This window comes from Mangrovibacter phragmitis (assembly GCF_040429585.1).
GTDB classification, from domain to species: Bacteria; Pseudomonadota; Gammaproteobacteria; order Enterobacterales; family Enterobacteriaceae; genus Mangrovibacter; species Mangrovibacter phragmitis.
In genome coordinates this window covers 326,706-350,632 of the sequence record NZ_CP134782.1, presented here as the reverse complement: position 1 = coordinate 350,632, position 23,927 = coordinate 326,706, and the positions used below count along the sequence as shown (strand labels likewise).

The following is a 23,927-nucleotide window of genomic DNA, read 5'->3' as shown; positions in this document are numbered from 1 at the left end:
AGCAGCCTGGTGAGCTACAAATCACTGGTATTATCAGGATATACATTAAGGTATAGCATGGGGGCGTAACCTGCTCATTTCAATGCTGGCCAGCACCTTTCCCGTCGCTATCACTTTTCCGGTATACTGAGCGATTATTGTCAGACATCCTGGACTCCCGCAATCATGCTTAGTTACCGCCACAGCTTTCACGCTGGCAACCACGCCGATGTGCTAAAACACACAGTGCAAAGCCTCATCATTGAGTCGCTTAAAGAAAAAGAAAAACCGTTCCTGTATCTGGATACCCACGCCGGAGCCGGGCGCTATTTGCTTAACAGTGAACAGGCGGAGCGCACGGGTGAATACCTGGAAGGGATTGCCCGCGTGTGGGACTGCCCGGATTTGCCTGAAGCCATGGCACCCTATATCAACGTAGTTCGCCAGCTTAATACCAACGGTAACCTGCGCTATTACCCTGGCTCCCCGCTGATTGCCCGTGAGTTACTGCGCCCGCAGGACAGCCTGCAACTGACTGAGCTGCATCCCAGCGATTACCCGCTGTTACGTACAGAATTCAGCAAAGATGAGCGGGCGCGAGTGGCGCGCGGCGACGGTTACCAGCAACTGAAAGCAAAATTGCCACCCGTTTCGCGCCGTGCTCTGGTGCTGATAGACCCGCCTTACGAAATTAAAACGGATTACCAGGCAGTGGTGGATGGCATTGCCGAAGGCTACAAACGCTTCGCCACCGGGGTGTATGCGTTGTGGTACCCGGTAGTACTGCGCCAGCAAATTAAACGCATGATCCACGCGCTGGAAGAAACCGGCATCCGCCGTATTTTGCAAATCGAGCTGGCTGTACGCCCGGATAACTCTCATCGTGGCATGACAGCGTCAGGTATGATAGTGATAAACCCGCCGTGGAAGCTGGAAGCGCAAATGGCAGAAATTCTGCCCTGGCTTCATGGCAAACTGGTGCCGGAAGGGACTGGTCACACGGCACTGAACTGGATTGTGCCCGAATAATCACTGATTGGAGTGATTGGTGGCATCATTGCAGGTCCAAACGGATACTGTTGGCCTGTTTTCACTGCGCAGGCATAACCGCGCACTAAACTAAGGAACCCCATGAGCAAACATTACGACTACATCGCGATCGGCGGCGGCAGCGGCGGTATCGCATCCATTAACCGCGCCGCTATGTACGGCCAAAAATGTGCCCTGATTGAAGCAAAAGCGTTGGGCGGAACGTGTGTGAACGTGGGTTGTGTCCCCAAAAAAGTGATGTGGCACGCCGCGCAAATCGCAGAGGCCATTCACCAGTACGGCCCGGATTATGGGTTTGATACCACAGTGAATAACTTCGACTGGCAAAAACTCCTTGCCAGCCGCAGTGCTTATATTGACCGTATTCATGCCGCTTACGACTCGGGTTTATCAAAAAACAAAGTCGATGTGATTCACGGTTTTGCCCGTTTTGTTGATGCCAAAACCGTCGAGGTCAATGGCGAAACTTATACGGCAGACCACATTCTGATTGCCACAGGTGGCCGCCCGAGTTACCCGGAAATTCCTGGCGTGGAATACGGTATTGATTCCAACGGGTTCTTTGAGCTCAAAGCACTGCCCAGACGGGTTGCTGTGGTGGGTGCCGGTTATATTGCCGTAGAAATTGCCGGTGTGCTGAACGGGCTGGGTGCTGAAACCCACCTGTTTGTACGCAAACACGCACCACTGCGCAACTTTGACCCAACCATCGTGGAAACGTTGGTTGAAGTGATGGCCGCCGAAGGGCCGCAACTGCACACCCAGGCCATTCCCAAATCGGTGCAGAAAAACAGCGATGGCAGCCTGACACTGCACCTTGAAGATGGCCGCAGTTGCGAAGTTGACTGCCTGATTTGGGCCATTGGCCGTGAACCGGCGACAGATGCCTTTAATCTGGCCGTTACCGGCGTGGAAACCGATGCAAAAGGCTACATTAAAGTGGATAAATGGCAAAATACCAGTGTGCCAGGTATCTATGCTGTGGGCGACAACACCGGCCATGTCGAACTGACACCCGTTGCCGTTGCTGCTGGCCGCCGCCTGTCTGAACGCCTGTTTAACAACAAGCCCGATGAGCACCTGGATTACACCAATGTGCCTACCGTCGTCTTCAGCCATCCACCCATTGGTACTGTCGGGCTAACCGAGCCACAGGCGCGTGAGCAATATGGCGACGACCAGGTGAAAGTGTATAAATCCGGTTTCACCGCGATGTATACTGCGGTAACACAGCACCGCCAACCGTGCCGCATGAAGTTAGTCTGCGTGGGCGAAGAAGAAAAAATCGTTGGTATTCACGGCATTGGTTTTGGTATGGATGAAATCCTGCAAGGCTTCGCTGTCGCCCTGAAAATGGGTGCCACCAAGCAGGACTTCGATAACACTGTTGCCATTCACCCAACAGCGTCTGAAGAGTTTGTGACGATGCGTTAATCACGCCCGTTTCACACTTTTCTGATAAACAAAACGCCAGGTCATCAGCTACCTGGCGTTTTTATTGCGCATCAATCAGCGTGCGAAAACTTCCCACGCTATGCATACCCACTACTGGCACAAATGCTTCGCATGCCAGGCGATATGCTCACCAACAAACGTGGCGATAAAGTAATAACTATGGTCATACCCGCCCTGCAGGCGAATCGTATGCGGCAGGTTTTGCTGTTCACAAGCGGTTTTTAACAACCCGGTTTTCAGTTGCTCTTCATAGAAGTTATCGCCCAGCCCCTGGTCCACCAGCAGGTCTTTCACCCGATGGCCGCTGTTGATTAACGCCACCGCGTCATACTGCTGCCAGGCTGCCCGGTCTTCCCCCAGGTAGGCGGAGAACGCTTTCTCACCCCAGGGAACCTGTGTGGGAGCCACAATGGGCGCAAAGGCAGACACACTGCAAAAGGCGTGCGGGTTGCGTAATGCCAGCACTAACGCACCATGCCCACCCATTGAGTGACCAGACACACTGCGTTTATCCACTACCGGGAAGGAAGCCAGCACCAGCGCATGCAGTTCATTAAGCACATAGTCATACATCTGGTAATGGGGCTTCCAGGGCGACTCGGTCGCATTGAGGTAGAACCCGGCGCCCTGCCCTAAATCCCAGGCAGCATCATCGGCAACGCCTTCACCGCGGGGGCTGGTATCTGGTGCTACCAGCACCACACCATGCTCAGCGGCATAACGCTGCGCACCTGCCTTGGTAATAAAATTCTGCTCGTTGCATGTCAGCCCGGAAAGCCAGTACAGCACCGGGCAAGGAGCCTGGCTTGCCTGAGGAGGCACAAATACCGCGAACTGCATGGCACAATTCAGAGTGTGCGAATCGTGGCGCCACACTTGCTGTAAACCGCCACACACCCAGTGTTCTTCAACTTTTTGCATCCGTTTTCTCCTGTTTCCGTGATGTCAGCAGCCGGCGGGAGGCTGTTAACCGCCCGCCAGACAGGTGCATTAATCATAATGAATAACAGAACGGATAGATTTCCCTTCATGCATCAGGTCGAAAGCAGTATTGATTTCGTCCAGTGGCATCGTGTGGGTGACAAACGGTTTCAGTGCGATTTTACCGCGCATTGCATCTTCAACCATGCCAGGCAGCTGGCTACGCCCTTTCACACCACCAAAGGCAGAGCCTTTCCACTGGCGGCCGGTAACTAACTGGAATGGGCGAGTAGAGATCTCCTGGCCTGCGCCAGCCACACCAATAATCACAGACTGGCCCCAACCACGGTGTGCACATTCCAGCGCAGCACGCATCACTTTCACGTTACCAATGCATTCAAAAGAGTGGTCAACACCCCAGCCGGTCATTTCAATGATCACGTCCTGAATGGGCTTATCGTAATCGTTAGGGTTGATGCACTCTGTAGCACCGAACTCTTTAGCCAGCTCGAATTTAGCCGGGTTGGTATCAATAGCGATAATCCGCCCGGCCTGCGCCTGGCGTGCCCCCTGCAGAACCGCAAGACCGATACCGCCCAGGCCAAACACAGCCACAGAATCACCCGGCTGAACTTTAGCCGTGTTATGTACAGCACCAATTCCGGTAGTCACACCACAACCTAACAGGCACACCTGCTCATGGTTGGCCTGCGGGTTAATTTTTGCGAGAGAAACCTCAGCCACAACAGTGTACTCACTGAATGTGGAGCACCCCATGTAGTGATAAACCGGTTCGCCATTATAGGAAAAACGGGTAGTACCATCTGGCATCAGCCCTTTACCCTGAGTGGCGCGCACAGCCGTACACAGGTTGGTTTTACCGGATTTACAGAACAGACACTCACCACATTCTGCAGTGTACAGTGGAATAACGTGGTCGCCAGGCTGCACACTGGTCACCCCCTCACCCACTTCAACCACTACACCGGCACCTTCGTGGCCCAGTACAACCGGGAAAACCCCTTCCGGATCATCACCAGAAAGCGTAAAGGCATCGGTATGGCAAACGCCGGTATGGGTAATTTTGATCATCACTTCGCCTGCACGCGGTGGAGCCACATCCAGCTCAACAATTTCCAGCGGTTTACCAGGACCAAAAGCAACAGCGGCACGAGATTTCATGTAGGAACTCCACTTATCAAAAAGGCACAGCGTAGCGCTGCAAAACAGCCCGGATATCGTTATTAATGGCTGCGACACAAGAAAGGATAGCCAGGCTATCGCATGATGAGGGGAGTATAGAACATATACCCCTACCGGGTATATACATTATAAGAGAAGCATTAACAAAAAGAATACAACATACTTATATTTAAGGAAAATTATTTAAAATAAGAGCGCACAAGCTTTGCCAGCTCATCAATATCAGCTCCGTTTTCACTCTCCTCACGCAGTTTCCCGGCAAATTCCTCACGAATATAACTATCCAAAATTTCGGCCATCAGGCTGTTCATTGCCCCACGCACAGCGGCCATTTGCATCAGTATTGGTGCGCAATCGGCGCCTGCTTCCAGTGAACGTTGAATGCCTTCGCACTGCCCCTGAATACGCTTAATACGGTTAAGAGCACGTTTTTTATCTTCAGGTGAATGTGGCACAGGCTCTCCTATACGGGATGGGGGTATATTGAATGTAGTCTAACACGGAATTACTGACCAGCGAGTTTTCTGTTCACACCAGAAATAAACGTTGCGTGATGTGGCGCCCGCTGGTTGCCGGGCGCACTGCCACTAACTGTGCCGCCACTGAATAGATGCAGGCAGGCGTCGCTGGTGTGGTGTGGGCTCCTGGTTGTCTACTAACTGCGTGATCATTTCAAAACAGTCACCCGCCAGTTGGCGGCAATCCTGTTGAATGGTATCGATGCGCACTGAAAGAGAATCATACAGGTAGTGGTCATCGAAACTGGCCAGGTAAATATCACTGTCCAGCAAATTATGCTGGCTCATATAACGCAGCACCCCTTCGAGCAAACCACAGGCAGCAACGAACAAGGCCTTCGGCGGCCTTCCCAGCCGGGCGCACAGCGTGGCAAACATTTCATAACCGCTGCTGGGGTGGTAATTACCATGAATAATCCATTCCGGGCGCAGTTCCACACCAGCCTGTTCCAGCCCTTTACAGAACCCCTCCAGCCGGTCTTTGGTTGGGGACAAACGCGGCTGCCCGCCAAGGAAATAAAACTCGTCGGCATACTTACCTGCCACCCGGGCAACCAGCTCCGCTGTGGGCGAGACAGAATCAGTCATTACCAGTGGCAGGGTGGTGTCACTCATATGGCGGTCAAAAAGTACAACCGGTAACTGCTCACTCAGTTTTAGGTAATCCGCATCGTTGAGCATGCTGGAAGCCACAATGATGCCATCCACCTGGCGTGCCACCAGGTTACTCACCACCACCGCTTCCTGGCCGGGGTTTTCATCGGTACAAGAGATAAGCAACTGCAACCCGGCTTCACGGCACAGGGTTTCCAGTTCATAAGAAAAAACAGCGAAGCCGTAGTTGGTGATTTCCGGCACCACCAGACCCAGAGTGTGGCTGCGGCTGTCGCGTAGCAGGCGGGCGTGAATGCTGGGCTGGTAATGGTGTTGCTGGGCAACAGACAGCACACGTTCGCGTGTTTCCTGTGCAACACGCAACTCCTTGCCCCGGCCATTAAGCACCAGGCTGGCAGTCGCTTTCGAGACACCTGCCAGGCTGGCAATATCACTGATGGTAATACGTTTGGTTTTTCTCACGGCAGCGAATTGGTTGATGTAAAACCCTATTCTACCATGCAGGCGCGTAACGACCAGTAGCGTACCTGCAGTTCTGCTTCGCCGGAAAAAGAGAGTGTGGCAGGCTGCGCCGGGAAATAACGGCTAGTCATCACACCTTCACCCTGATTAATGAAAATCTCAATGCTTGAATGGTCGCACAGAATCTGCAACCCGGTGGCTGGGGCATCCCAGTAACGGTACTGCCACTCACCGTTTTCCTGGCTACGCCGGGCGAGGCATAATTCACAGTCACTCCAGGTCAGCACCAGGTCGTCATTGCCAAAATGCAGGGTGGCACTCTTCCCCGGGGTACGGGTCAACAAGATCTCCAGCCGCTCAGCTGGAATTTCGGGAGCCTGCGATGCCAGCCCTTGCCAGCCAGATTCCGTTTCGCGCAACATCTGCAATTCAGTTACCGGCTGTTGGAATAACCGCCCTTGCTTCAGAGAAAGCTGGCGCGGGCAGGTCATCTGGTGGATCCAGCCATTTTTCACCGTTGGCTGCAGCATCTCTTCGCCATCAGGAACGCCCATCCAGCCAATTAACAGCCGCCGCCCGTCTTCCGCCAGTGCAGTTTGTGGGGCATAGAACTCAAAACCGGCGTCCAACTCTGCCAGTGGGCCATGGTGGAAAGTTGCGCCGTCTGCCTGCAGGGTGCCGCACAACCATGTTACAGGGTAAGTATTCAGAAAGCGTTTTTCCTGCTTTGTGACACCCTGCGGGCAGGCGATTAACACATCCTGCCCGTCCAGGTGAAACAGGTCCGGGCATTCCCACATATAACCTGCTTCGCCCAGCCCCCCCAGGCCACTGCCAGCAATTTCACCGGCCAGCGTCCAGTCAGTGAGGTTACCTGAGTGGAATAACAGCACCTTGCCTTGCTTGTGTTTATCCTGCGCTCCCAGCACCATGTACCAGGTTTCACCCTGCCGCCAAACTTTCGGGTCGCGTACATGCCCGGTATACCCTTCAGGCAACGCCAGAACCGGGCCCGTTTTATCAAACCCGCCCTGGGCATTTTCTACCGCCAGGCACTGCCAGGCAGTACGGCTGCCGTCGTCAAACTTTACGTTACCGGTGTAGCACAGGGTTAACTGGCCCTGGTTATCCACAGCACTGCCGGAATAACACCCACTGCGGTCATAGTCTTCCCCGGGTATCAGGGCGATGGGAGCATGCTGCCAGTGCACCAAATCCTGCGAACGCCAGTGCCCCCAGCTTTTATTTTGGTGGCTGCAACCTAAAGGGTTCCACTGGTAGAACAAGTGGTATTCACCCTGAAAATGGATAAACCCGTTTGGGTCGTTCATCAGCCCGGTAACTGGCGCAAGGTGCCAGCCCGGGTAGTGGGGGTCTTTCAGTGCCCGGGGCTGGCCCTGCATTACTGCCTGCAAAAATGCAGGCAGTAGAGAAGAAGAAGTCATTATTGTGAGTCCGTTTTGTATTTCAGTAACAAGGACACCAGGAACGCACTGGCAAATGCGATAGCCATCCCAATAATATAATTGAGCAAAGAACCGGCCTGCACAATTGCCATCCCCGGCAGACCTGTCAGGCCTACCGCAGTCATGTAAACATGCACGGAAACCACCCACGCACCACCCAGCGCACCACCAATCAGCCCGGCAATAAACGGCTTCACAAAGCGCAGGTTAATCCCGAAGATAGCCGCTTCAGTAATACCCAGGATTGCGGAAAAAGCGGAAGGGAGAGTGATGGCTTTAATTTTTGCATCGCGGGTTTTAAACCACACTGCAAGGCAGGCACCGCCCTGAGCCACATTGGACATTGCCCAAATGGGCAACAGGAAGTTGACCCCAACAGACGGGTTACCTAACAGACCGGCTTCAATGGCGTGGAAACTGTGGTGAATACCGGTAATCACAATAATAGAATAGAGCCCGCCGAAGACTAAACCTGCCAGCCACCCGGCGTGGGCTATCAGGGTGGTGAGGACGAAAGTAATGCCGTCACCCAGTGCGCGGCCTGCCGGACCGATAAGCAACAGCGCAACAAAACCCGAGATAATCACTGTCAGGAAAGGAGTGAGAATGAGGTCCAGTGCATCCGGAATCACCCGGCGTAACTGTTTCTCCAGCATACTCATAAACCACACCGCCAGTAATACCGGGAACACGGTACCCTGGTAGCCAATCATTGCTATTTCCAGGCCGAAGAAATTCATGGTATGGAAACCGGCGGCCACACCCCAGGCATTAGTGAGCGCAGGGTGAGTCAGTATCCCGCCAAGGGTGGCGCCCAGATATGGGTTGCCGCCAAACTCACGGGCTGCGGTAAAACCGATTAAAATTGGCAGAATGATAAAGGCTGCTGAGCTGAACATATCCAGCATGATATACAGCGCGTTATCGGGCTGAACCCAGCCGTAGGTTTTCACCATCCCCAGAAGCCCCATCAACAAACCAGAAGCAACAATGGCAGGGATGATAGGCACAAAAATATTGGATAACAGGCGGGCAATACGCTGGAAAGGATTTAATTTTTTGGCGGCCAGTGTCGCTGCTTCTGATTTGCTGGATTCACTGACTCCGGCAACGGTAACAAATGCGGCATAAACCTTGTTGACTACGCCAGTGCCAAAAATAATCTGCAACTGCCCGGCATTGCGAAAACACCCTTTTACACCATCAACTTTCTCAATAGCGGATGTATCTGCTTTGGCGTCATCAGCCAGAACCAGCCGCAGGCGTGTTGCACAATGAGCCGCACTGGCGATGTTTTCCTTGCCGCCGATCAAGGGGAGTAATGATCGGGCAATCTGTTCAAAGTCCATGATGACCTCTGTGTTTATTGTTGTTAATTGTGGTTTAAGGCCTTCAGGCTGAACGTCATCCCGAAGGCCCATGCCTGTCAGAACCAGGTTTCCATCTGCACGCCGAAGTTCCACTCACCACCGGCGGTAAAGCCATTGCTGCCAAAGCTGTCACTGCTGGAATAGTTATCCAGGCGATGATCCCAGTCCATCCATGTTGCGAACAGGCGCAATTCAGGGCGTTTGAGAAACTCACCGACATCACTGGCTTTCAGCGTTGGTGCCACTGTCAGTTTGTAGAAGTTGCCACTTACGGCATTACGGCTGTTATAGCCTTGCGGGCGTAAGTCCATATACTGGTAAGTAGTTTCGTATTGCATTTCAAAGTTTTGGGTAAATTCCTGAATAAAACGCAGGTTAAGTGTTGCCCACTGGTAGCTGTCACCTTTGACATAACGGTCTTTACTGGTTTGCGCCAGCACCGCAGGCGCGATGTGCCAGCCATCACCTAAAGAGGTCATCCCGTAGCTTGCCAGCCGCCAGGTATTCGCTTCTGGCAATAGCGCGCCATCGGCCCCGACTGTTTTTACTTCCGCACCCAGGCCGTGGCCGTACAGCAATGCTGTTTTTGATGTGCCATCCCGCAGACCGTAGAAGCTGTCGTTATGTAAACCCAGTAAAGCATGGACACCGGTATTGGCAGCGTCTTTCTTCACCAGGTTATCATCAATATCGCGCCGTTCATTATTGTCTTTTGCCCGCATACCACTAACCATTAACTGCACCGGCCCGATATAGTTGTTCAGGGTCAGGATATAGTTCTGCGCTGTGTTTTCGCTGTTCTCAATATCGCCAAAAGTGCGGCCATACAAGGAGAAGTTACTGCGCGCATTGTCGCTCCATGCCATGTCATAAATACCGGCACCAGTCCCGGCAAGGAACACGACATCAGAGTCAATCCAGTGGATGTCAAAGTTATCGCGGTCAAAGCGTTTACCGGCCCACACCGTGCTGTTTTTGAACGCGCCGGTGAACGTAGGCAAATGGCCGAGTTCGGTAAAAGCCTGGCGTACATTCAGGTCGCTGGAGGAAGCAGTCCAGTCGTTATAGGTTCTTTGCCCGTCAGCCAGCATCACTTTAAAACGCGTGGTTGCACCATTGGCGAGGGTCTGCTTGTGCTCAAGATTCATTTCCAGATAGGTATCCGGCTCATTGCCGAGACGCCCCACATGGCCACCCGTTTCCCCCGCAGGCGTGAAGGTTGGGCCTCCCTGGGTTTTCGCCGCAGAATCATTCATCAACAAGCCAGAACGTGCATAGCCATGAAATTCAAAGCCATCACTGGCGTTGTTTTTTTCTTCCAGACGAGCGGTGCGTTGCTCCGTTTGTTGAGCAACCGCCTGAGCCTGTACAACCGTTGCCTGAGTTTTTTGTTGGGATGCCGCCAGGTTTTTCACCTGTTGTTCTGCGGCCTCAGCCCGGTGTTCAGCAATATCCGCACGGTGTTCTGCAGCCTGTAACCGCTGCTCCATTGCGGCAAGGCGAGCTTCAATGCTGGTTAAGTCCGTATCGGCGAAAGCGGTCTGAGAGCCGATTAGCAAGCCAATGCTTATTGCAAGAATGCTTTTTTTCATCATGGTGAGGCTTTCCTGAAAGAGAGGTATCATCATTTTTTGCTAACTTGCTAAACCGGTTTAGGCTTGAATCATAATCATGTCAGAATTTGCCATGCAACATATTCTGCTAAACCGTTTTAGTCATTGTGACAAGCTTCGCAAATCGGGCTGACAGACAGCCCGCAGAAGTCCCCAGGAAACCCGGTTTACAGACAGTGACGGAAAGGTAATGCGGTCATGGCCCCCTTAGCGGTTGTCGCCAGAGCCCCACAACGTTGAGCTGTCGCCATTAATGGTGCCAGTTGTGGCATAGTTTGCGGGAAACCATCGCGTGCCAGTCCCCACAGTAACCCGGCAACAAAAGCATCACCTGCGCCAGTGGTATCAACGCTTTCCACAGCCTCTGCCGGATAATGCTGTACCGCTCCCTCAAAGCAGGCCATAACACCAGCCCGGCCCTGAGTCACCAACAGTAATGGAATGTGGTAATGCGCAGCCAACGCTTCCAGGCTCGCTGGCGCACCAGGTGAAGCCATAATAAACGCCAGCTCCTCTTCGGAAAGCTTAACCACGTCGGCCAGTGCTAATGCTTTGCCAAGGCATTCACGCAATAAAACCGGGTCAGACCACAAATCTTCGCGAATATTGGGATCAAAGCTGACCTTACCTCCCGCCTGGCGAATTTGTGACATTGCCGCAAATGCTGTGCTACGGCTGGGTTCAGCGGAAAGTGCAATGGAACAGACATGGAGCCACTCACCACCGGCCATCACAGGAACATCACTCTGCGCAAGAAAAAGATCCGCACTGGGCCTGACCATAAAGGTGAAAGTGCGTTCACCCTGCTCATCCAGAGCAACCACAACGGTTGAGGTACGTTGCTGTGGGTCGAATGTGAGGTACCGGGTATCAACCTGTTCCGCCTGCAGTGTCTGCGCCATAAAATGACCGAACGGGTCATCACCCACCCGACCAATGAAAGCGCTTATCCCTCCGAGCCTGGCAATACCTACCGCAACATTGGCAGGCGCACCGCCCGGGCACTGTAATAAACGACCAGCTCCATCGGGTAGCAGGTCAACGACGGCATCGCCCAGCACCCATACTTTTCCAGACATGTTTTATCCTCATAAACTGTGCTGGCTAAACATTAAATTAAACCGGTTTAGCAAATCAATTCATTTTTAGCGAAGTATGATGAGCCTAAAATGTATGGGTTAGCTGAATGCCGCAGCCATTTGGAAAAAAGAGCAAGAAAGCAAGCAGCGAGGCGTGCTATTCGCGCACCTCGCCAGAGAGTTAGAGCTTAACGAATAGTGTCATAAATTTGCTCATGAATATCTGACCACTTAACAGCGCCACCCACTCCGGATTTTTCACGCTGCAATGCCTGCTGCCATGCCTGACGCTCCTGTTCAACAACATCACTTTGCCAACAGAAGGTTTCGAGGAAGGTTTTACGCATGGAGGTCAGTGATTCTCCCCGCGCCATTGCATCACTGATAGTGCTAATCATCCGTCGACAAGGTTCCGGCTCATCCATTTGCGAACGAAAGTTAATTAACAGCTCCAGTACATCTTGTTGATCCCTTGCCAGTGGCTGCTCAGCCCATGAAGCCTGCCAGGTCATACCGCCTTCAAGGAACTGCCGCACCACTTTGCGGTCACCACGCATAATAGCCGAACGAAAATTTTCCGGGGTCCAGTCGATCCCCTGGTGTTGTAGTTCCAGACGCGGGCCAGTAACATCACCTGTGGGCGCATTTTTCATGAATCCCACATAGTGCTCCCCCATAAGCTTACCGTCGTTCGGGGTATCGCGATTGAGATGGGTAAGCAAATAAATACCCACACCAAATATCGCCACCAATGCAACAGCCACGGCAGACCACAACACGGTCGCCAGCAAATTGACGGGCTCAGATGCTTCATCCGGGGCTTTGTACTGCTCTTTTTGCAGACTGTCCTGCACAGCACCGGTATCAGTGCCGTTTTTTTGGAAGAACTGCCCAAGCTCTGCCGGGTCGGCGTGCTGAAAAGCGGAAGGGTCAACTTTCGTACGCCCCTCCCGGTAAGCCTTCTGTACCGGCTCAGTGATTTCGTGCACGTAATTTTCCAGCAATGCAAGCTGGACAGCCGACAGAGGTTGTCGGGAAACCACCTGGTTGCGCATCAGGCGGATTTCATCAAGAAAAGCCTGTAATGTCTTGCGCTGGTCAACCAAAAAACCCTGTGAGGACGAGTTAAAAACCGGGGCATAAAACCGGTTAAACTCCCGTTTATCCACCAATACAGATGCCAGCTCACTGAACATCAGGCCACTAATAATGTCGCCTTTCTCTCCCTTCGACTGGCTGCGTTTCACTGCACTCACTCCCAGTAATGTAGTCAAATGCGTGGAGAGTTTAGCTTTGTCCGGCCAGGCCCGGCTGATGAGCTGGCGCAGCATCAGTTCCACAGCACGAATCTGCGCTTTTCCCTGAAACTGGCTTTCTGCATCACTGGCTGGTAAGGACGCAGTCCATTTCAATGCGGGTTGTTTCTCACGCATTTTCTCCAGCCAGGAAACATAACGCAGGGCGGCAATCACCTGGTGCGGTGTTGCCGATTGCGCACTTTCGCTGCCAGGTACCAACTGCTGGAAGTGGCGTAGTAGCAGTGTGAACTGTGACATCCCGGCATCGTTAAGTTTCAGGCGCTTACCGATCTCCGCCCAACTGCCCAGGCTGGCGCGCGCCTGTTCAAGCTCTTCAAAGAACCATTCAGGGCCACTACCCGCTACAGGGGTATAGTTCAATAAAGCGAAGATTTGCACCGCCGCTTCGTCAGAGATGGCCAGGCAGTGAGTCAGTGTATCTTTCAGCGCTTGTGGGGATGGGGTTGTCATAATCGTCCTTAGTGTAAAACCAGAGCCCAAGTCAGGCCTAAATAAAGGTTATCGGTATTTGTTCAGGTTTATTCATAGCCAAACAGAAAAACTGTGGGGCCTGGAACACTATTCATGGCAGATTGAATGGCACCATATTGAAATCGCCCCAGAAACAGGGGAGAAGTAGAGTCATATATTCCACAAAACTTCTGGAAAAGGCGTATTTTCTATGTCGGTTTCTTATCCTGACCCGCTGGTTATCCCAACCTCCCGGCTGGAAATGCGGCAGATCAATGCTGCCGACTGGCCATTTTACTTATCCCTGCAATCCAACCCGGCAGTCATGCAGTTCATTAGTGATATCCGCAATGAAGAGGCGATTCGGGCCGGTTTTGACAGCCGTCTTCCGCCCTGGCAGCCTGGCAGCGAGCATTGGTTGTGCCTTGTTATTATGCAGCGCGATTCTGGCGTCCCTGTCGGGCTTACTGGCTTTTTACCTGATGGGAAAGCACAGGCTGAAGTAGGTTTTATGCTCAGCCCGGACTGGCACAGACAGGGTTATGGCTATGAATCACTTCAGGCAGTGGTGAAATACGGGTTTACCACCCTCGGGTTACATAAGTTAACCGCAACGGTTACCGCCGGTAATCAGGGAAGCCGGGCGCTGTTAGAAAAAGCAGGGTTTCGCCTGGAGGGAATACTGCGGGAAAGCTATTGGCTGGCAGGAGAATGGCGCGATGACTGGCTGTTTGGGTTGCTGGCCCGGGAGGCTGCCATCTGAGTCTTTTACCAGAGGGCAACACCCTGAATTACAGGAACATGCCGCCAGATACTTCAACACGCTGCGCTGTCATCCAGGCCAGAGAATCACTCAGCAAAGCAACAATGGCATCCCCGATATCATCGGGTAAACCCACCCGGCCCAGAGCAGTCTGGCTGGCTAAAAACCGGTTCATATCGCTGTTATCACGCACGCCGCCACCTTCAAAGTCGGTTTCAATCGCACCGGGGGCAATACAGTTAACACGAATACGGCGTGGCCCCAGCTCTTTTGCCATATAGCGGGTCAGCACTTCTATACCGCCTTTCATGGTGGCATAAGCGGAATAGCCCGGCACAGAAAAACGCGCCAGCCCACTGGAGACGTTCAGAATAGCGCCACCATCACGGATGATGGGTAACAGCGCCTGGCTCAGGAAAAATGGGCCTTTCAAGTGTAGCGCCATCAGTCCATCAAAAACCGCCTCAGTAAACTCGCCAAAAGGCGCGCTACTGCCAGTTCCGGCATTGTTGATTAAATAATCAATATGTGAGCACTGCCATTGCGAGTGAAGCGCCCCGGCCAGGGTTTCGACAAAGGCAGGAAATTGAGAACTTTGGCCAACATCTAACTGAATAGCCTTAACCTTGACGCCTTTTTCGGCTATCTCCTGAACAGTTTCTTCTGCAGCCTGTTGGTTACTATGCCAGGTAAAAATAATATCAATTCCGGCACTGGCAAGCTTCAGCGCGGCGTTTTTCCCCAAACCACGGCTACCACCGGTAATCAAAGCAATACGTTGTGTCATCATAAACCTCATCTTTGTCTGTCATGGTGTCGAAGTACAGCTTATTAGCTGCTATAAAAACAATAAAGGTAAGGAGATACACATCACTGTTTCACATACAACAACAATAGAGCAAAAACATGGATAAAATTCACGCAATGCAATTGTTCCTGCGGGTCGCGGAACTCGAGAGTTTTACCCGCGCCGCAGACACACTTGGTTTGCCTAAAGGTAGTGTATCCCGCCAGATTCAGGCGCTGGAAAATCAACTGGGCACCCAATTACTGCACCGTACAACACGCCGCGTCAGCCTCACTCAGGACGGCATGGTTTACTACGAACGTTGCCGGGATGTTCTGGCAAACCTTGATGAAATGGACGGTATGTTCCAGCATGATCCACGCAGCATTAGTGGGCGCTTGCGCGTGGATTTACCCGTAGATATCGCCAGTAAGGTGGTTATCCCTCGCCTGCCTGGTTTTTTACAACAATATCCCGGTATTGAACTGGAACTCAGCAGCAGTGACCGCCTGGTGGATGTCATTCGTGAAGGTTTTGATTGCGTGTTACGGGTTGGCGGGCTCAAAGATTCAGGGCTGGTTGCGCGATCACTGGGAAAAATGATGATTGTTAACTGCGCCAGCCCGGATTATCTGGCCCGATTCGGTTACCCTTCAACACTGGAAGACCTCAGCAACCATGCATTGATTCATTACACAGTGAATCTGGGCACTCGCCCCACCGGTTTTGAATATGTTGATGACAAGCAGGTACATCAGGCCAGGACGGGCGGTATTCTGACGGTAAACAGCACCCAGGCATATAAAGATGCCTGCCTGGCAGGCCTGGGGATTATTCAGGTTCCCCGGGTTGGCGTGAGAGAATTTTTACGCCAGGGAACATTAATTGAGATTCTTCCACAATATCGTGCTGAACCCATGCCTGTATCCTTGATTTACCCGCACCGGCGCAACCTTTCACGCAGGGTACACCTGTTTATGAACTGGTTAAGCGAAGTTATGAAAAGTTATCTGGAACAGCCCTGAGCTATACTACAACCAATGAGTCCGACCGGCCGGGCTCACACATTTAGTGAAGTTATTAATTGAAGGGAAACACATGTCTGCACCGGAAAACCGCCCAGGTAACGGCGATTCATCTCACAAAAAATCCTCCACCAATGCGGCTAACGGCGCTGTTGATAAAGCAATTTCTGCAGTAAACCAGGCAAGCCGTAACCCAGTGGTAGCTCACTTTCTGCGTGCTGCTGAACGTTTTAATGACCGCATGGGCAATCAGTTTGGCGCGGCAATCACCTATTTTTCGTTTCTATCACTGATTCCGGTAATGATGGTGTCGTTTGCTGTCGCCGGGTATGTACTGGCTTCTCACCCAACTCTCCTGGAAGATATCTTCACCCGGATCCTCAATAACGTCAGTGATCCCACCCTTGCCAGTACATTGAAAAACACTATTCAGACTGCCGTACAACAGCGCACTACCGTCGGTCTGGTCGGTTTGTTGATTGCGTTATATTCCGGGATTAACTGGATGGGTAACCTGAGAGAAGCGGTAAGGGCTCAGTCGCGGGATGTCTGGGAACGCAATCCTCAGGACAAAGAAAAAATTTGGGTGAAATATTTACGTGACTTCACAGCACTGACGGGGTTGATTATTGCACTGGTTGTCACGCTGTTTATTACCTCTGTTGCGGGTTCAGCACAAACGTTGATTATTCACCTGCTGCACCTGGATGCACTCACCTGGCTTAAACCCGCCTGGCGCGCGATTGGGCTGGTCATTTCAATTTTCGCCAACTACTTGTTATTTTTCTGGATATTCTGGCGGTTACCCCGCCACCGCCCTCGCCGCAAGGCGTTAATTCGCGGTACGTTCATCGCCGCCGTTGGTTTTGAAGTGCTGAAGATTATTATGACGTATACCTTACCGAAACTGGTCAGTTCACCTTCAGGAGCAGCTTTTGGTTCCGTGCTGGGTTTAATGGCGTTTTTTTACTTCTTTGCCCGTCTGACCTTGTTCTGTGCCGCATGGATTGCTACAGCACAATACAAAGATGATCCTCAAATGCCCGGGAAATCTCGAAATTAATGCTGCCTTCCCCACCATTTTTAGCTAAAAATGGTGGGAAGAAAGAAAAGTAGCAGATAACACCAGTCCGTAACTTTTATTTAACCTGAATCCAGTTTTTTATTCTGATTTTTACAAATTGAAAAGCATGTAACATAACATTTATTCCCAGTCCAAACATTATTCACTTTTCGCTTATTTTTTCACCAAATCCCCACCCTTCGCGCCGTTGAAATGTCACTTTTGCTGTGCCTAATATTGCTGTTCACTCGTCGTAAATAAGAAAAAATTATGCAAGCTTCCATCACAACTACTATCGATACTGAAAATCAGGAGACACCGGTTAACTCACGCGGCAAAGTGGTCATTGCATCACTTATTGGCACTGCAATTGAATTCTTTGATTTCTATATTTATGCCACCGCTGCCGTAATCGTCTTCCCACATATTTTCTTTCCGCAGGGTGACCCGACCGCAGCAACACTGCAATCACTGGCAACATTTGCCATTGCGTTTATTGCCCGCCCGATTGGTTCCGCGCTATTTGGCCACTTTGGCGACCGTGTTGGCCGCAAGGCAACGCTGGTTGCATCGCTACTGACGATGGGTATTTCTACGGTACTCATTGGCCTGTTGCCTGGCTATGCCAGCATTGGGGTGATGGCGCCGTTACTGCTCGCTTTAGCGCGTTTTGGGCAAGGCCTGGGGCTCGGTGGTGAATGGGGGGGAGCCGCACTACTGGCAACAGAAAACGCCCCGGCAAAGAAACGTGCACTTTATGGTTCTTTCCCCCAGTTAGGTGCGCCAATTGGTTTCTTTTTTGCCAACGGTACTTTCCTGCTGCTGTCCTGGTTGCTCACCAACGAACAGTTTATGGCCTGGGGATGGCGTATTCCGTTTATCTTCTCGGCTGTGCTGGTGTTGATTGGCCTGTATGTACGTGTTTCATTACATGAAACGCCAGTCTTCTCCAAAATAGCCAAAGCGGGGAAACAAGTGAAAGTGCCACTAGGGCGCCTGCTGAGCAAACACCTCAAGGCGACCATTCTTGGCACATTCATCATGCTGGCAACCTACACACTGTTTTACATCATGACAGTGTATTCAATGACATTCAGCACTTCACCAGTACCCGCAGGCCTTGGTTTCCCGCGTAATGATGTACTGTGGATGCTGATGATGGCGGTAATTGGTTTCGGCCTGATGATTCCTGTCGCCGGGCTCATTGCAGATAAATACGGGCGCCGTAACAGTATGATTGTCATTACCAGCCTGATAATTCTGTTTGCGCTGTTCGTGTTCCCAAAACTTCTGGGTTCTGGCAATGAATCGCTGGTAATGCTGTATTTGTTCCTCGGGCTGAGCCTGATGGGGTTAACCTTTGGGCCGATGGGGGCATTACTGCCTGAACTGTTCCCAACCGAAGTGCGTTATACCGGGGCGTCTTTCTCTTATAACGTCTCTTCCATTCTTGGCGCATCGGTAGCACCTTATATTGCCACCTGGTTACAGGCTAATTATGGTTTGCTGTATGTTGGTTTCTACCTGGCGACGATGGCCGTACTGACACTGCTTGCCCTGATCCTCACGAAGGAAACACGCCACCAGTCACTCTGATAGTAAGACAAGCCGCAGCAACGATTTCCTGCGCTGCGGCTGAATCAGACCAGTTGTAAGAGCACATGCTCCAGGTTATTGAAAGGCTGAGGCCGGGAAAGGAAGTAGCCTTGCGCAGCCATCGCCGGAGAAGCCTGTATCGCCCGCCACTCCTCTGCTGTTTCCACGCCTTCAACAATCACACCATTACAATAGCGATTCATCAGTTGCAGTAAGAGAGTGAACAGATTGCGGCCTTCTGCTGTTTTGCGCAGCATAATGAACAGTTCACGCGCTACTTTAATGTAGTCGTAACGCACTTCACTGAGTGAAGAGAAGTTTGCCATGCCAGTACCAAAATCATCCAGCCACAGAGGGCCAAACTCCGGCATCCCCGCCAAAGAGGCATTGCTGGGCAAGCGAATATGTTCAACCAGCTCAAAGCGAACCCACGGCAGGCGGGCTATGCGCGCCAGCATTGCAGGCTCCTGGCGAATAGCCAGCAAGGTAGGTCCATCAATATTAACTGAAGCCAGAATATTAAATCGCAGGAAAAGACTCTCCAGGTGTTCCAGCAGGCTCAACTGTTCCCGTACAACCTCAACCCGTTGCGCTGTGGTAATTGCAGCAAAATAGTGGTCCGGACGAACACGCCTTGATACATCTTCCAGGTCAGTGATTGCCGTTAACATTTCAACCGCCATCAACCGACCCGAAGTCCGGTAAATCGGTTGAAAAGTGTAAGCACGTTCACACGCCGACCACAAGCGTTGAGCCTGTCCGCTTTCTATATTCGCTTCAGGCGTATACAGCCGGTGGGTGATTTGCTTTAAGTTCATTGCTAATGACATCCTGTATAAACGAGTATAAAGGCAAAGCCTTGTCACTCGGTTATCGGCGGGGCACGGGATAACTTTACGCGCGTTTTCCAGGCAAGTGATGCAGGGCACGCATCCGTGGTAGCCTCAATACTGTGCGATGTCAAATTTTTATCGAAACGTTGTTTTAAAATGTTTGACTGATTTTCAAACGAGCCGCACACTAAAGACAGTCTCTCCAATCAGGTTCCAGAATTATGCCGACCAAAAAAATTGCCGTTATTGGCGAATGTATGATTGAGTTGTCGCAAAAAGGCGCTGATGTTCATCGCGGTTTTGGCGGCGACACCCTGAACACGTCTGTTTATATAGCCCGTCAGGTTGATGAGGCTGCGTTGTCAGTACACTACATCACCGCACTGGGCACAGACAGCTTCAGTCAGCAAATGCTGAATGCATGGCAGCAGGAAAATGTAAAAACGAGTCTGATACAACAAATGGAAAACCGCCTGCCAGGGCTCTATTACATCGAGACCGATGACACTGGCGAGCGTACGTTTTACTACTGGCGTAACGAAGCCGCAGCCCGTTACTGGCTGGAGAGCGAACAGGCAGACGCCATTTGCCAGCAACTGGCCCAGTTCGATTATCTGTACCTGAGCGGTATCAGTCTTGCGATCCTCAGCCCGGAAAGCCGTGAAAAATTGCTGAACCTGTTACGCCAGTGTCGTGAAAATGGTGGGAAAGTTATTTTCGATAATAACTATCGCCCCCGTTTATGGCGCAGCAAAGAAGAGACTCAGCAGGTTTATCACCAAATGCTGACCTGTACAGACATTGCCTTCCTGACGCTGGATGATGAAGACGCTTTATGGGGGGAAAAACCTGTAGAGGAAGTGATTCGCCGCACCCAGGAGGCTGGTGTACGCGAAGTCGTAATTAAACGCGGTGCCGACAGTTGCCTGGTGGCTATTCAGGGGCAGGCAACGATTAATGTTCCGGCCGTGAAACTGCCCAAAGACAAAGTGGTTGATACCACTGCAGCAGGCGACTCCTTTAGCGCGGGCTACCTGGCGGTTCGCCTCACCGGAGCCAGTGCCGAAGATGCAGCAAAACGCGGCCACCTGACAGCCAGTACAGTTATTCAGTACCGCGGCGCGATTATCCCTCGCGAAGCGATGCCTGACTGATTCCTGCCAGCTCTCCCGGGCCTCCGGGAGAGTGTTTGCCTATCCGTTACAGCGCGTTCTTTTCGCTAAACTTTGCCGTTCAGGCAGTTTCACTTCCCTGATGTATTACTGCCTGCGTCGGGTGCTGCGGGTGTTTCTGGCGCGTCTGGTGTTACAGATGAAGCCGGCACGTCAACCGGCATATGCTTACCCCAGATTTCGCGTAGTGTTTTCGGGTTAACCTCAGCCTCGCCCTGAGGCTGGAGCAATACCAGTGCCATATCCTGCGAGAGCATCTGGCGCAATTCCTGATTAATTTCAGCAATAGTCACTGACCCCAAAAAAGCGGCGCGCAACTTCTGATATTGCTCGGGTGCAATATCCACCACCTGGTTTTGTAGTGAACGCAGGCGCTGATTCATTAGTACCCCAGTGTCAGTACGAGCGTAGGTGGCAAACAGCGTTTGCAGCTCTTTGCGCTTCTGTTCTATCAGCGCATCCACACTTTCTTGTGGCAACCCTTTTTCCCGGACATTCGCCAGTTCTTCACTCAAAAGCGCCATGTTTTTTTCTAACGTGTCACCCGATGTGTCCAGGTTCAGCCCACACTGGGCACGTTGATAAAGCACACGGCAGTCGAAACCAAGGCCAATATCTTTCACTTTACGCTTTTCCATGGCCTGCTGAACATGCCAGAAAAGTGCTTCACGAGCCAGATCAGCGCGCCAGTAATGGAGCAGTGCCGCCGAATCACGAATAGGTTCCCAGGGGGTATCCCACATCACAGAAAGCCGGTCTTGCTGCAGGTGGTTACTTATCAGGCTTACTGCATCAGACTTGAGCGGCTGTAATGTAGGGAGTGTAGCCGGGGTCGTGCGCTTTCCAGTAAGTGAGCCAAAAATTTTGGCAATTTGCTCAGACACACTGCGGCTGTCAATATTGCCGACAATTATCAGGGTCATGGCATCAGGGGTGTACCATTTTGAGTAAAAGCTCTTCAATGCGGCCATATCAACGGGTTGCTCCAGCGAGGTACCGGGCGCATGGGACAGCATTGCGGAGCCCTGTAAGCGGTAGCGCCACCAGGCGTCCTGCGGGTTAGCAGGCCAGGTTTTAACCATATTTTCTGTCGACAGCGCTTTATCAATACTTTCCTGGGTAATCGCCAGCTTACCACTGGCACCAGCCAGCCAGGACAACGCTTCTTTCAACAAATCGTCACGGTTATTCGGCAGGCTCATGTCGTACATCGTAAAGTTGTACGATACCAGAGCAGGAGGAGCGGGACGATTTGGATCAATACTTTGTTGCCATAAGGAGCGCGCCTGAAGCGCGGGCAGGCTGCCGCTTTGCGTTAGCGCTATACGCGGAATAAATGCAGTGAAACCACTCTGCTGAGCAGTTTCTGCCAGAGATCCTGTATTTATTGAAAGGCGAATCTCAATGCGGTCACTGGGGCGCTGCGGAGTCTGAAGAATTTGCCATTTCAGACCGTTAGGCAGCTTCCCTTCCTGCCATGCGGGATCGGGCTGTAGTGCATCCGCCTGCGCAAAACCAGAGGCTGTCAGCATCAACAACCCACTGGCTAAAAGTCGAATTCTGTTGCCCTGCATGTATACCCCTGCTCAACATTCCTGGTAAAAAAACACTGATGGCCTGAGCCATCCAGACATAACGTTCAGGCATGTTGCTTTGACAGCAAAAAAGGCCAAACGTCACGCAATGATGTGAAATTAAAAGCCAATTATGCGCAAGAGCCCGCGGCAAGGGCAAGTCACCGCGGGGAATTAAACCTGTCAGGAAGTAATTTTTTGGGTTTTTTTATCACTCGCAGCGCCTGAGAGCACCTCAACGAGTTGTTTTTCATCCAGCTCATTCACTTGTTTGGCAACAAAGATGGTTGCCACACCATTACCAACCAGGTTGGTCAGGGCTCGGGCTTCCGACATAAAACGGTCAATACCCAAAATTAACGCCAGTCCGGCAACAGGTAAGTGACCGACCGCTGAAATAGTGGCGGCCAGAACAATAAAGCCACTGCCGGTCACCCCCGCAGCCCCTTTAGATGACAACAACAACACCACCAGTAATGTAATCTGGTGCATAATATCCATATGGCTGTTCGTTGCCTGGGCGATAAATACCGCCGCCATTGTCAGGTAAATAGCCGTGCCATCCAGGTTAAAAGAGTACCCGGTAGGAATAACTAAACCGACGACAGATTTACGACATCCCAGTTTTTCCATTTTATCCAGCATGCGCGGTAATGCTGATTCAGAGGATGACGTACCAAGAACAATCAGTAATTCTTCTTTGATATAGCGAATAAACTTAAAGATGCTGAACCCGGTATAGCGGGCAATACTTCCCAGAACCAGAAATACAAACAGCAGGCAGGTGATATAAAAACAGATAATTAACTGCCCTAATTGCAACAATGACCCTACACCATATTTACCAATGGTAAATGCCATTGCCCCAAATGCACCCACTGGTGCCAGGCGCATAATCATATTGATGATGCCAAAAATCACACCAGAAAAGCTTTCAATCACATTAAAAATCACCTGACCTTTTTGCCCCAGCCGGTGTAAAGCGAAACCAAACAGCACGGAAAATAATAATACTTGTAAGATATTTCCACTGGCGAATGCGCCAATTACACTGTGAGGAATCACATCCAGTAAGAAAGAAACCACACCGGTTTTTTCCGCCTGCTGCGTCCAGGCCGCAACAGCGCTGGCATCCAGCGAGGATGGATCAACATTCATACCTGCGCCAGGTTGCAATATATTCACCACCACCAGACCGATAATTAATGCCACGGTACTGACCACTTCAAAATAGAGCAATGCCACTGCTCCGGTACGGCCTACGGATTTCATACTTTCCATCCCGGCAATACCCGTAACAACGGTACAAAAGATGACAGGGGCAATGATCATTTTGATTAATTTAACAAAAGCATCACCAAAAGGTTTCATCTGTGCACCCAGCTCAGGCCAGAAGTGTCCCAGAATAACCCCGACGGCTATTGCGGCCAGGACCTGAAAATAGAGGCTTTTAAACAACGATGTTTTCATAAGGTGTCCTTGAATATAATCCACATGGCAAATGGAAAACTGACGCTGGAAATTAACACCTGAGAAACATTTTAAAAACTAACGCGCATCACACATTCAACAAGACAAGAACAGAATCGCAATAACAATAGTTACATAAGGGCG

At 51.5% G+C, this 23,927-nt stretch carries 19 protein-coding genes and 1 pseudogene; 7 read left to right on the top strand and 13 right to left on the bottom strand.

Features of this window, described 5'->3' with window-relative positions:
* The first annotated feature begins 165 nt into the window (after positions 1 to 165).
* Together MPHASIOC01_RS01565 and gorA are read left to right on the top strand one after the other, a co-directional pair.
* Positions 166 to 1,008 (top strand): 23S rRNA (adenine(2030)-N(6))-methyltransferase RlmJ, encoded by an 843-nt coding sequence (locus tag MPHASIOC01_RS01565; protein ID WP_353613808.1) that lies wholly within the window; start codon positions 166 to 168, stop codon positions 1,006 to 1,008.
* A gap of 102 nt (positions 1,009 to 1,110) precedes the next feature.
* Positions 1,111 to 2,463 (top strand): glutathione-disulfide reductase, encoded by a 1,353-nt coding sequence (gorA, locus tag MPHASIOC01_RS01560; protein ID WP_353613807.1) that lies wholly within the window; start codon positions 1,111 to 1,113, stop codon positions 2,461 to 2,463.
* 111 nt (positions 2,464 to 2,574) lie between these two features.
* On the opposite strand, the gene fghA is transcribed toward gorA, so the two are convergent.
* From fghA to MPHASIOC01_RS01515, 9 genes are all read right to left on the bottom strand, one after another.
* Positions 2,575 to 3,405, bottom strand: coding sequence for an S-formylglutathione hydrolase (gene fghA, locus MPHASIOC01_RS01555; protein ID WP_064597769.1), 831 nt, complete (start codon positions 3,403 to 3,405; stop codon positions 2,575 to 2,577).
* 69 nt (positions 3,406 to 3,474) lie between these two features.
* Positions 3,475 to 4,587 (bottom strand): S-(hydroxymethyl)glutathione dehydrogenase/class III alcohol dehydrogenase, encoded by a 1,113-nt coding sequence (locus tag MPHASIOC01_RS01550; RefSeq protein WP_064597767.1) that lies wholly within the window; start codon positions 4,585 to 4,587, stop codon positions 3,475 to 3,477.
* 200 nt (positions 4,588 to 4,787) lie between these two features.
* Positions 4,788 to 5,063, bottom strand: coding sequence for a metal/formaldehyde-sensitive transcriptional repressor (locus tag MPHASIOC01_RS01545; protein ID WP_064597765.1), 276 nt, complete (start codon positions 5,061 to 5,063; stop codon positions 4,788 to 4,790).
* A gap of 132 nt (positions 5,064 to 5,195) precedes the next feature.
* Entirely contained in the window at positions 5,196 to 6,203 is a 1,008-nt protein-coding gene (locus tag MPHASIOC01_RS01540; RefSeq protein WP_064597763.1) for a substrate-binding domain-containing protein, read from the bottom strand.
* A 26-nt stretch (positions 6,204 to 6,229) separates the two neighbouring features.
* Positions 6,230 to 7,648 (bottom strand): sucrose-6-phosphate hydrolase, encoded by a 1,419-nt coding sequence (locus tag MPHASIOC01_RS01535; RefSeq protein WP_353613806.1) that lies wholly within the window; start codon positions 7,646 to 7,648, stop codon positions 6,230 to 6,232.
* Positions 7,648 to 9,018, bottom strand: coding sequence for a sucrose-specific PTS transporter subunit IIBC (locus tag MPHASIOC01_RS01530; RefSeq protein WP_064598054.1), 1,371 nt, complete (start codon positions 9,016 to 9,018; stop codon positions 7,648 to 7,650). Before MPHASIOC01_RS01530 ends, MPHASIOC01_RS01535 begins: the two co-directional genes overlap by 1 nt.
* Positions 9,019 to 9,095: 77 nt before the next feature.
* Positions 9,096 to 10,631, bottom strand: coding sequence for a carbohydrate porin (locus MPHASIOC01_RS01525; protein WP_353614994.1), 1,536 nt, complete (start codon positions 10,629 to 10,631; stop codon positions 9,096 to 9,098).
* A 188-nt stretch (positions 10,632 to 10,819) separates the two neighbouring features.
* Positions 10,820 to 11,731: an aminoimidazole riboside kinase gene (locus MPHASIOC01_RS01520; protein ID WP_353613805.1), complete on the bottom strand. Its 912-nt coding sequence runs from the start codon at positions 11,729 to 11,731 to the stop codon at positions 10,820 to 10,822.
* A gap of 188 nt (positions 11,732 to 11,919) precedes the next feature.
* Complete coding sequence (locus tag MPHASIOC01_RS01515; RefSeq protein ID WP_353613804.1) at positions 11,920 to 13,500, bottom strand: STY4199 family HEPN domain-containing protein; 1,581 nt, start codon at positions 13,498 to 13,500, stop codon at positions 11,920 to 11,922.
* A gap of 211 nt (positions 13,501 to 13,711) precedes the next feature.
* Between MPHASIOC01_RS01515 and MPHASIOC01_RS01510 the strand changes: the two genes are divergently transcribed.
* Positions 13,712 to 14,263, top strand: coding sequence for a GNAT family N-acetyltransferase (locus tag MPHASIOC01_RS01510; protein WP_405027749.1), 552 nt, complete (start codon positions 13,712 to 13,714; stop codon positions 14,261 to 14,263).
* A gap of 28 nt (positions 14,264 to 14,291) precedes the next feature.
* On the opposite strand, the gene MPHASIOC01_RS01505 is transcribed toward MPHASIOC01_RS01510, so the two are convergent.
* Positions 14,292 to 15,050, bottom strand: a complete 759-nt coding sequence (locus MPHASIOC01_RS01505) for an SDR family oxidoreductase (protein WP_353614992.1) — start codon at positions 15,048 to 15,050, stop codon at positions 14,292 to 14,294.
* Positions 15,051 to 15,169: 119 nt separating this feature from the next.
* Between MPHASIOC01_RS01505 and MPHASIOC01_RS01500 the strand changes: the two genes are divergently transcribed.
* The 3 genes and pseudogenes from MPHASIOC01_RS01500 to MPHASIOC01_RS01490 all read left to right on the top strand — a co-directional run bounded on the left by MPHASIOC01_RS01500 (position 15,170) and on the right by MPHASIOC01_RS01490 (position 18,734).
* A complete protein-coding gene (locus tag MPHASIOC01_RS01500; protein WP_353613803.1) occupies positions 15,170 to 16,075 on the top strand; it encodes a LysR family transcriptional regulator in 906 nt (301 codons plus the stop codon).
* Between the two features lie 187 nt (positions 16,076 to 16,262).
* A pseudogene (yhjD, locus tag MPHASIOC01_RS01495) lies at positions 16,263 to 17,138 on the top strand (inner membrane protein YhjD); the annotation flags it as partial.
* A 270-nt stretch (positions 17,139 to 17,408) separates the two neighbouring features.
* Positions 17,409 to 18,734: an MFS transporter gene (locus MPHASIOC01_RS01490; RefSeq protein WP_064597752.1), complete on the top strand. Its 1,326-nt coding sequence runs from the start codon at positions 17,409 to 17,411 to the stop codon at positions 18,732 to 18,734.
* A 44-nt stretch (positions 18,735 to 18,778) separates the two neighbouring features.
* Here the strand turns inward: MPHASIOC01_RS01490 and pdeH are convergent, their stop codons facing one another.
* Positions 18,779 to 19,552 (bottom strand): cyclic-guanylate-specific phosphodiesterase, encoded by a 774-nt coding sequence (pdeH, locus tag MPHASIOC01_RS01485; protein WP_064597751.1) that lies wholly within the window; start codon positions 19,550 to 19,552, stop codon positions 18,779 to 18,781.
* 236 nt (positions 19,553 to 19,788) lie between these two features.
* Here pdeH and MPHASIOC01_RS01480 point away from each other — a divergent pair, with 236 nt between their 5' ends.
* Positions 19,789 to 20,721, top strand: coding sequence for a sugar kinase (locus MPHASIOC01_RS01480; RefSeq protein ID WP_353613802.1), 933 nt, complete (start codon positions 19,789 to 19,791; stop codon positions 20,719 to 20,721).
* An 89-nt stretch (positions 20,722 to 20,810) separates the two neighbouring features.
* Here MPHASIOC01_RS01480 and MPHASIOC01_RS01475 read toward each other — a convergent pair whose 3' ends face one another.
* Positions 20,811 to 22,313, bottom strand: coding sequence for a pitrilysin family protein (locus MPHASIOC01_RS01475; RefSeq protein WP_064597747.1), 1,503 nt, complete (start codon positions 22,311 to 22,313; stop codon positions 20,811 to 20,813).
* A 183-nt stretch (positions 22,314 to 22,496) separates the two neighbouring features.
* Complete coding sequence (locus MPHASIOC01_RS01470; protein WP_064597745.1) at positions 22,497 to 23,783, bottom strand: dicarboxylate/amino acid:cation symporter; 1,287 nt, start codon at positions 23,781 to 23,783, stop codon at positions 22,497 to 22,499.
* Positions 23,784 to 23,927: the final 144 nt, after the last annotated feature.

Excerpts from the sequence above, each read along its gene's own strand:
- MPHASIOC01_RS01510 (WP_405027749.1), top strand. The coding sequence starts at position 13,712 with ATGTCGGTTTCTTATCCTGACCCGCTGGTTATCCCAACCTCCCGGCTG.
- MPHASIOC01_RS01565 (WP_353613808.1), top strand. The coding sequence starts at position 166 with ATGCTTAGTTACCGCCACAGCTTTCACGCTGGCAACCACGCCGATGTG.
- MPHASIOC01_RS01490 (WP_064597752.1), top strand. The coding sequence starts at position 17,409 with ATGCAAGCTTCCATCACAACTACTATCGATACTGAAAATCAGGAGACA.
- MPHASIOC01_RS01535 (WP_353613806.1), bottom strand. The coding sequence starts at position 7,648 with ATGACTTCTTCTTCTCTACTGCCTGCATTTTTGCAGGCAGTAATGCAG.
- MPHASIOC01_RS01505 (WP_353614992.1), bottom strand. The coding sequence starts at position 15,050 with ATGACACAACGTATTGCTTTGATTACCGGTGGTAGCCGTGGTTTGGGG.
- MPHASIOC01_RS01520 (WP_353613805.1), bottom strand. The coding sequence starts at position 11,731 with ATGTCTGGAAAAGTATGGGTGCTGGGCGATGCCGTCGTTGACCTGCTA.
- MPHASIOC01_RS01475 (WP_064597747.1), bottom strand. The coding sequence starts at position 22,313 with ATGCAGGGCAACAGAATTCGACTTTTAGCCAGTGGGTTGTTGATGCTG.
- MPHASIOC01_RS01500 (WP_353613803.1), top strand. The coding sequence starts at position 15,170 with ATGGATAAAATTCACGCAATGCAATTGTTCCTGCGGGTCGCGGAACTC.
- MPHASIOC01_RS01525 (WP_353614994.1), bottom strand. The coding sequence starts at position 10,631 with ATGAAAAAAAGCATTCTTGCAATAAGCATTGGCTTGCTAATCGGCTCT.
- MPHASIOC01_RS01480 (WP_353613802.1), top strand. The coding sequence starts at position 19,789 with ATGCCGACCAAAAAAATTGCCGTTATTGGCGAATGTATGATTGAGTTG.
- MPHASIOC01_RS01515 (WP_353613804.1), bottom strand. The coding sequence starts at position 13,500 with ATGACAACCCCATCCCCACAAGCGCTGAAAGATACACTGACTCACTGC.
- gorA (WP_353613807.1), top strand. The coding sequence starts at position 1,111 with ATGAGCAAACATTACGACTACATCGCGATCGGCGGCGGCAGCGGCGGT.
- MPHASIOC01_RS01530 (WP_064598054.1), bottom strand. The coding sequence starts at position 9,018 with ATGGACTTTGAACAGATTGCCCGATCATTACTCCCCTTGATCGGCGGC.
- MPHASIOC01_RS01550 (WP_064597767.1), bottom strand. The coding sequence starts at position 4,587 with ATGAAATCTCGTGCCGCTGTTGCTTTTGGTCCTGGTAAACCGCTGGAA.
- fghA (WP_064597769.1), bottom strand. The coding sequence starts at position 3,405 with ATGCAAAAAGTTGAAGAACACTGGGTGTGTGGCGGTTTACAGCAAGTG.
- MPHASIOC01_RS01470 (WP_064597745.1), bottom strand. The coding sequence starts at position 23,783 with ATGAAAACATCGTTGTTTAAAAGCCTCTATTTTCAGGTCCTGGCCGCA.
- pdeH (WP_064597751.1), bottom strand. The coding sequence starts at position 19,552 with ATGAACTTAAAGCAAATCACCCACCGGCTGTATACGCCTGAAGCGAAT.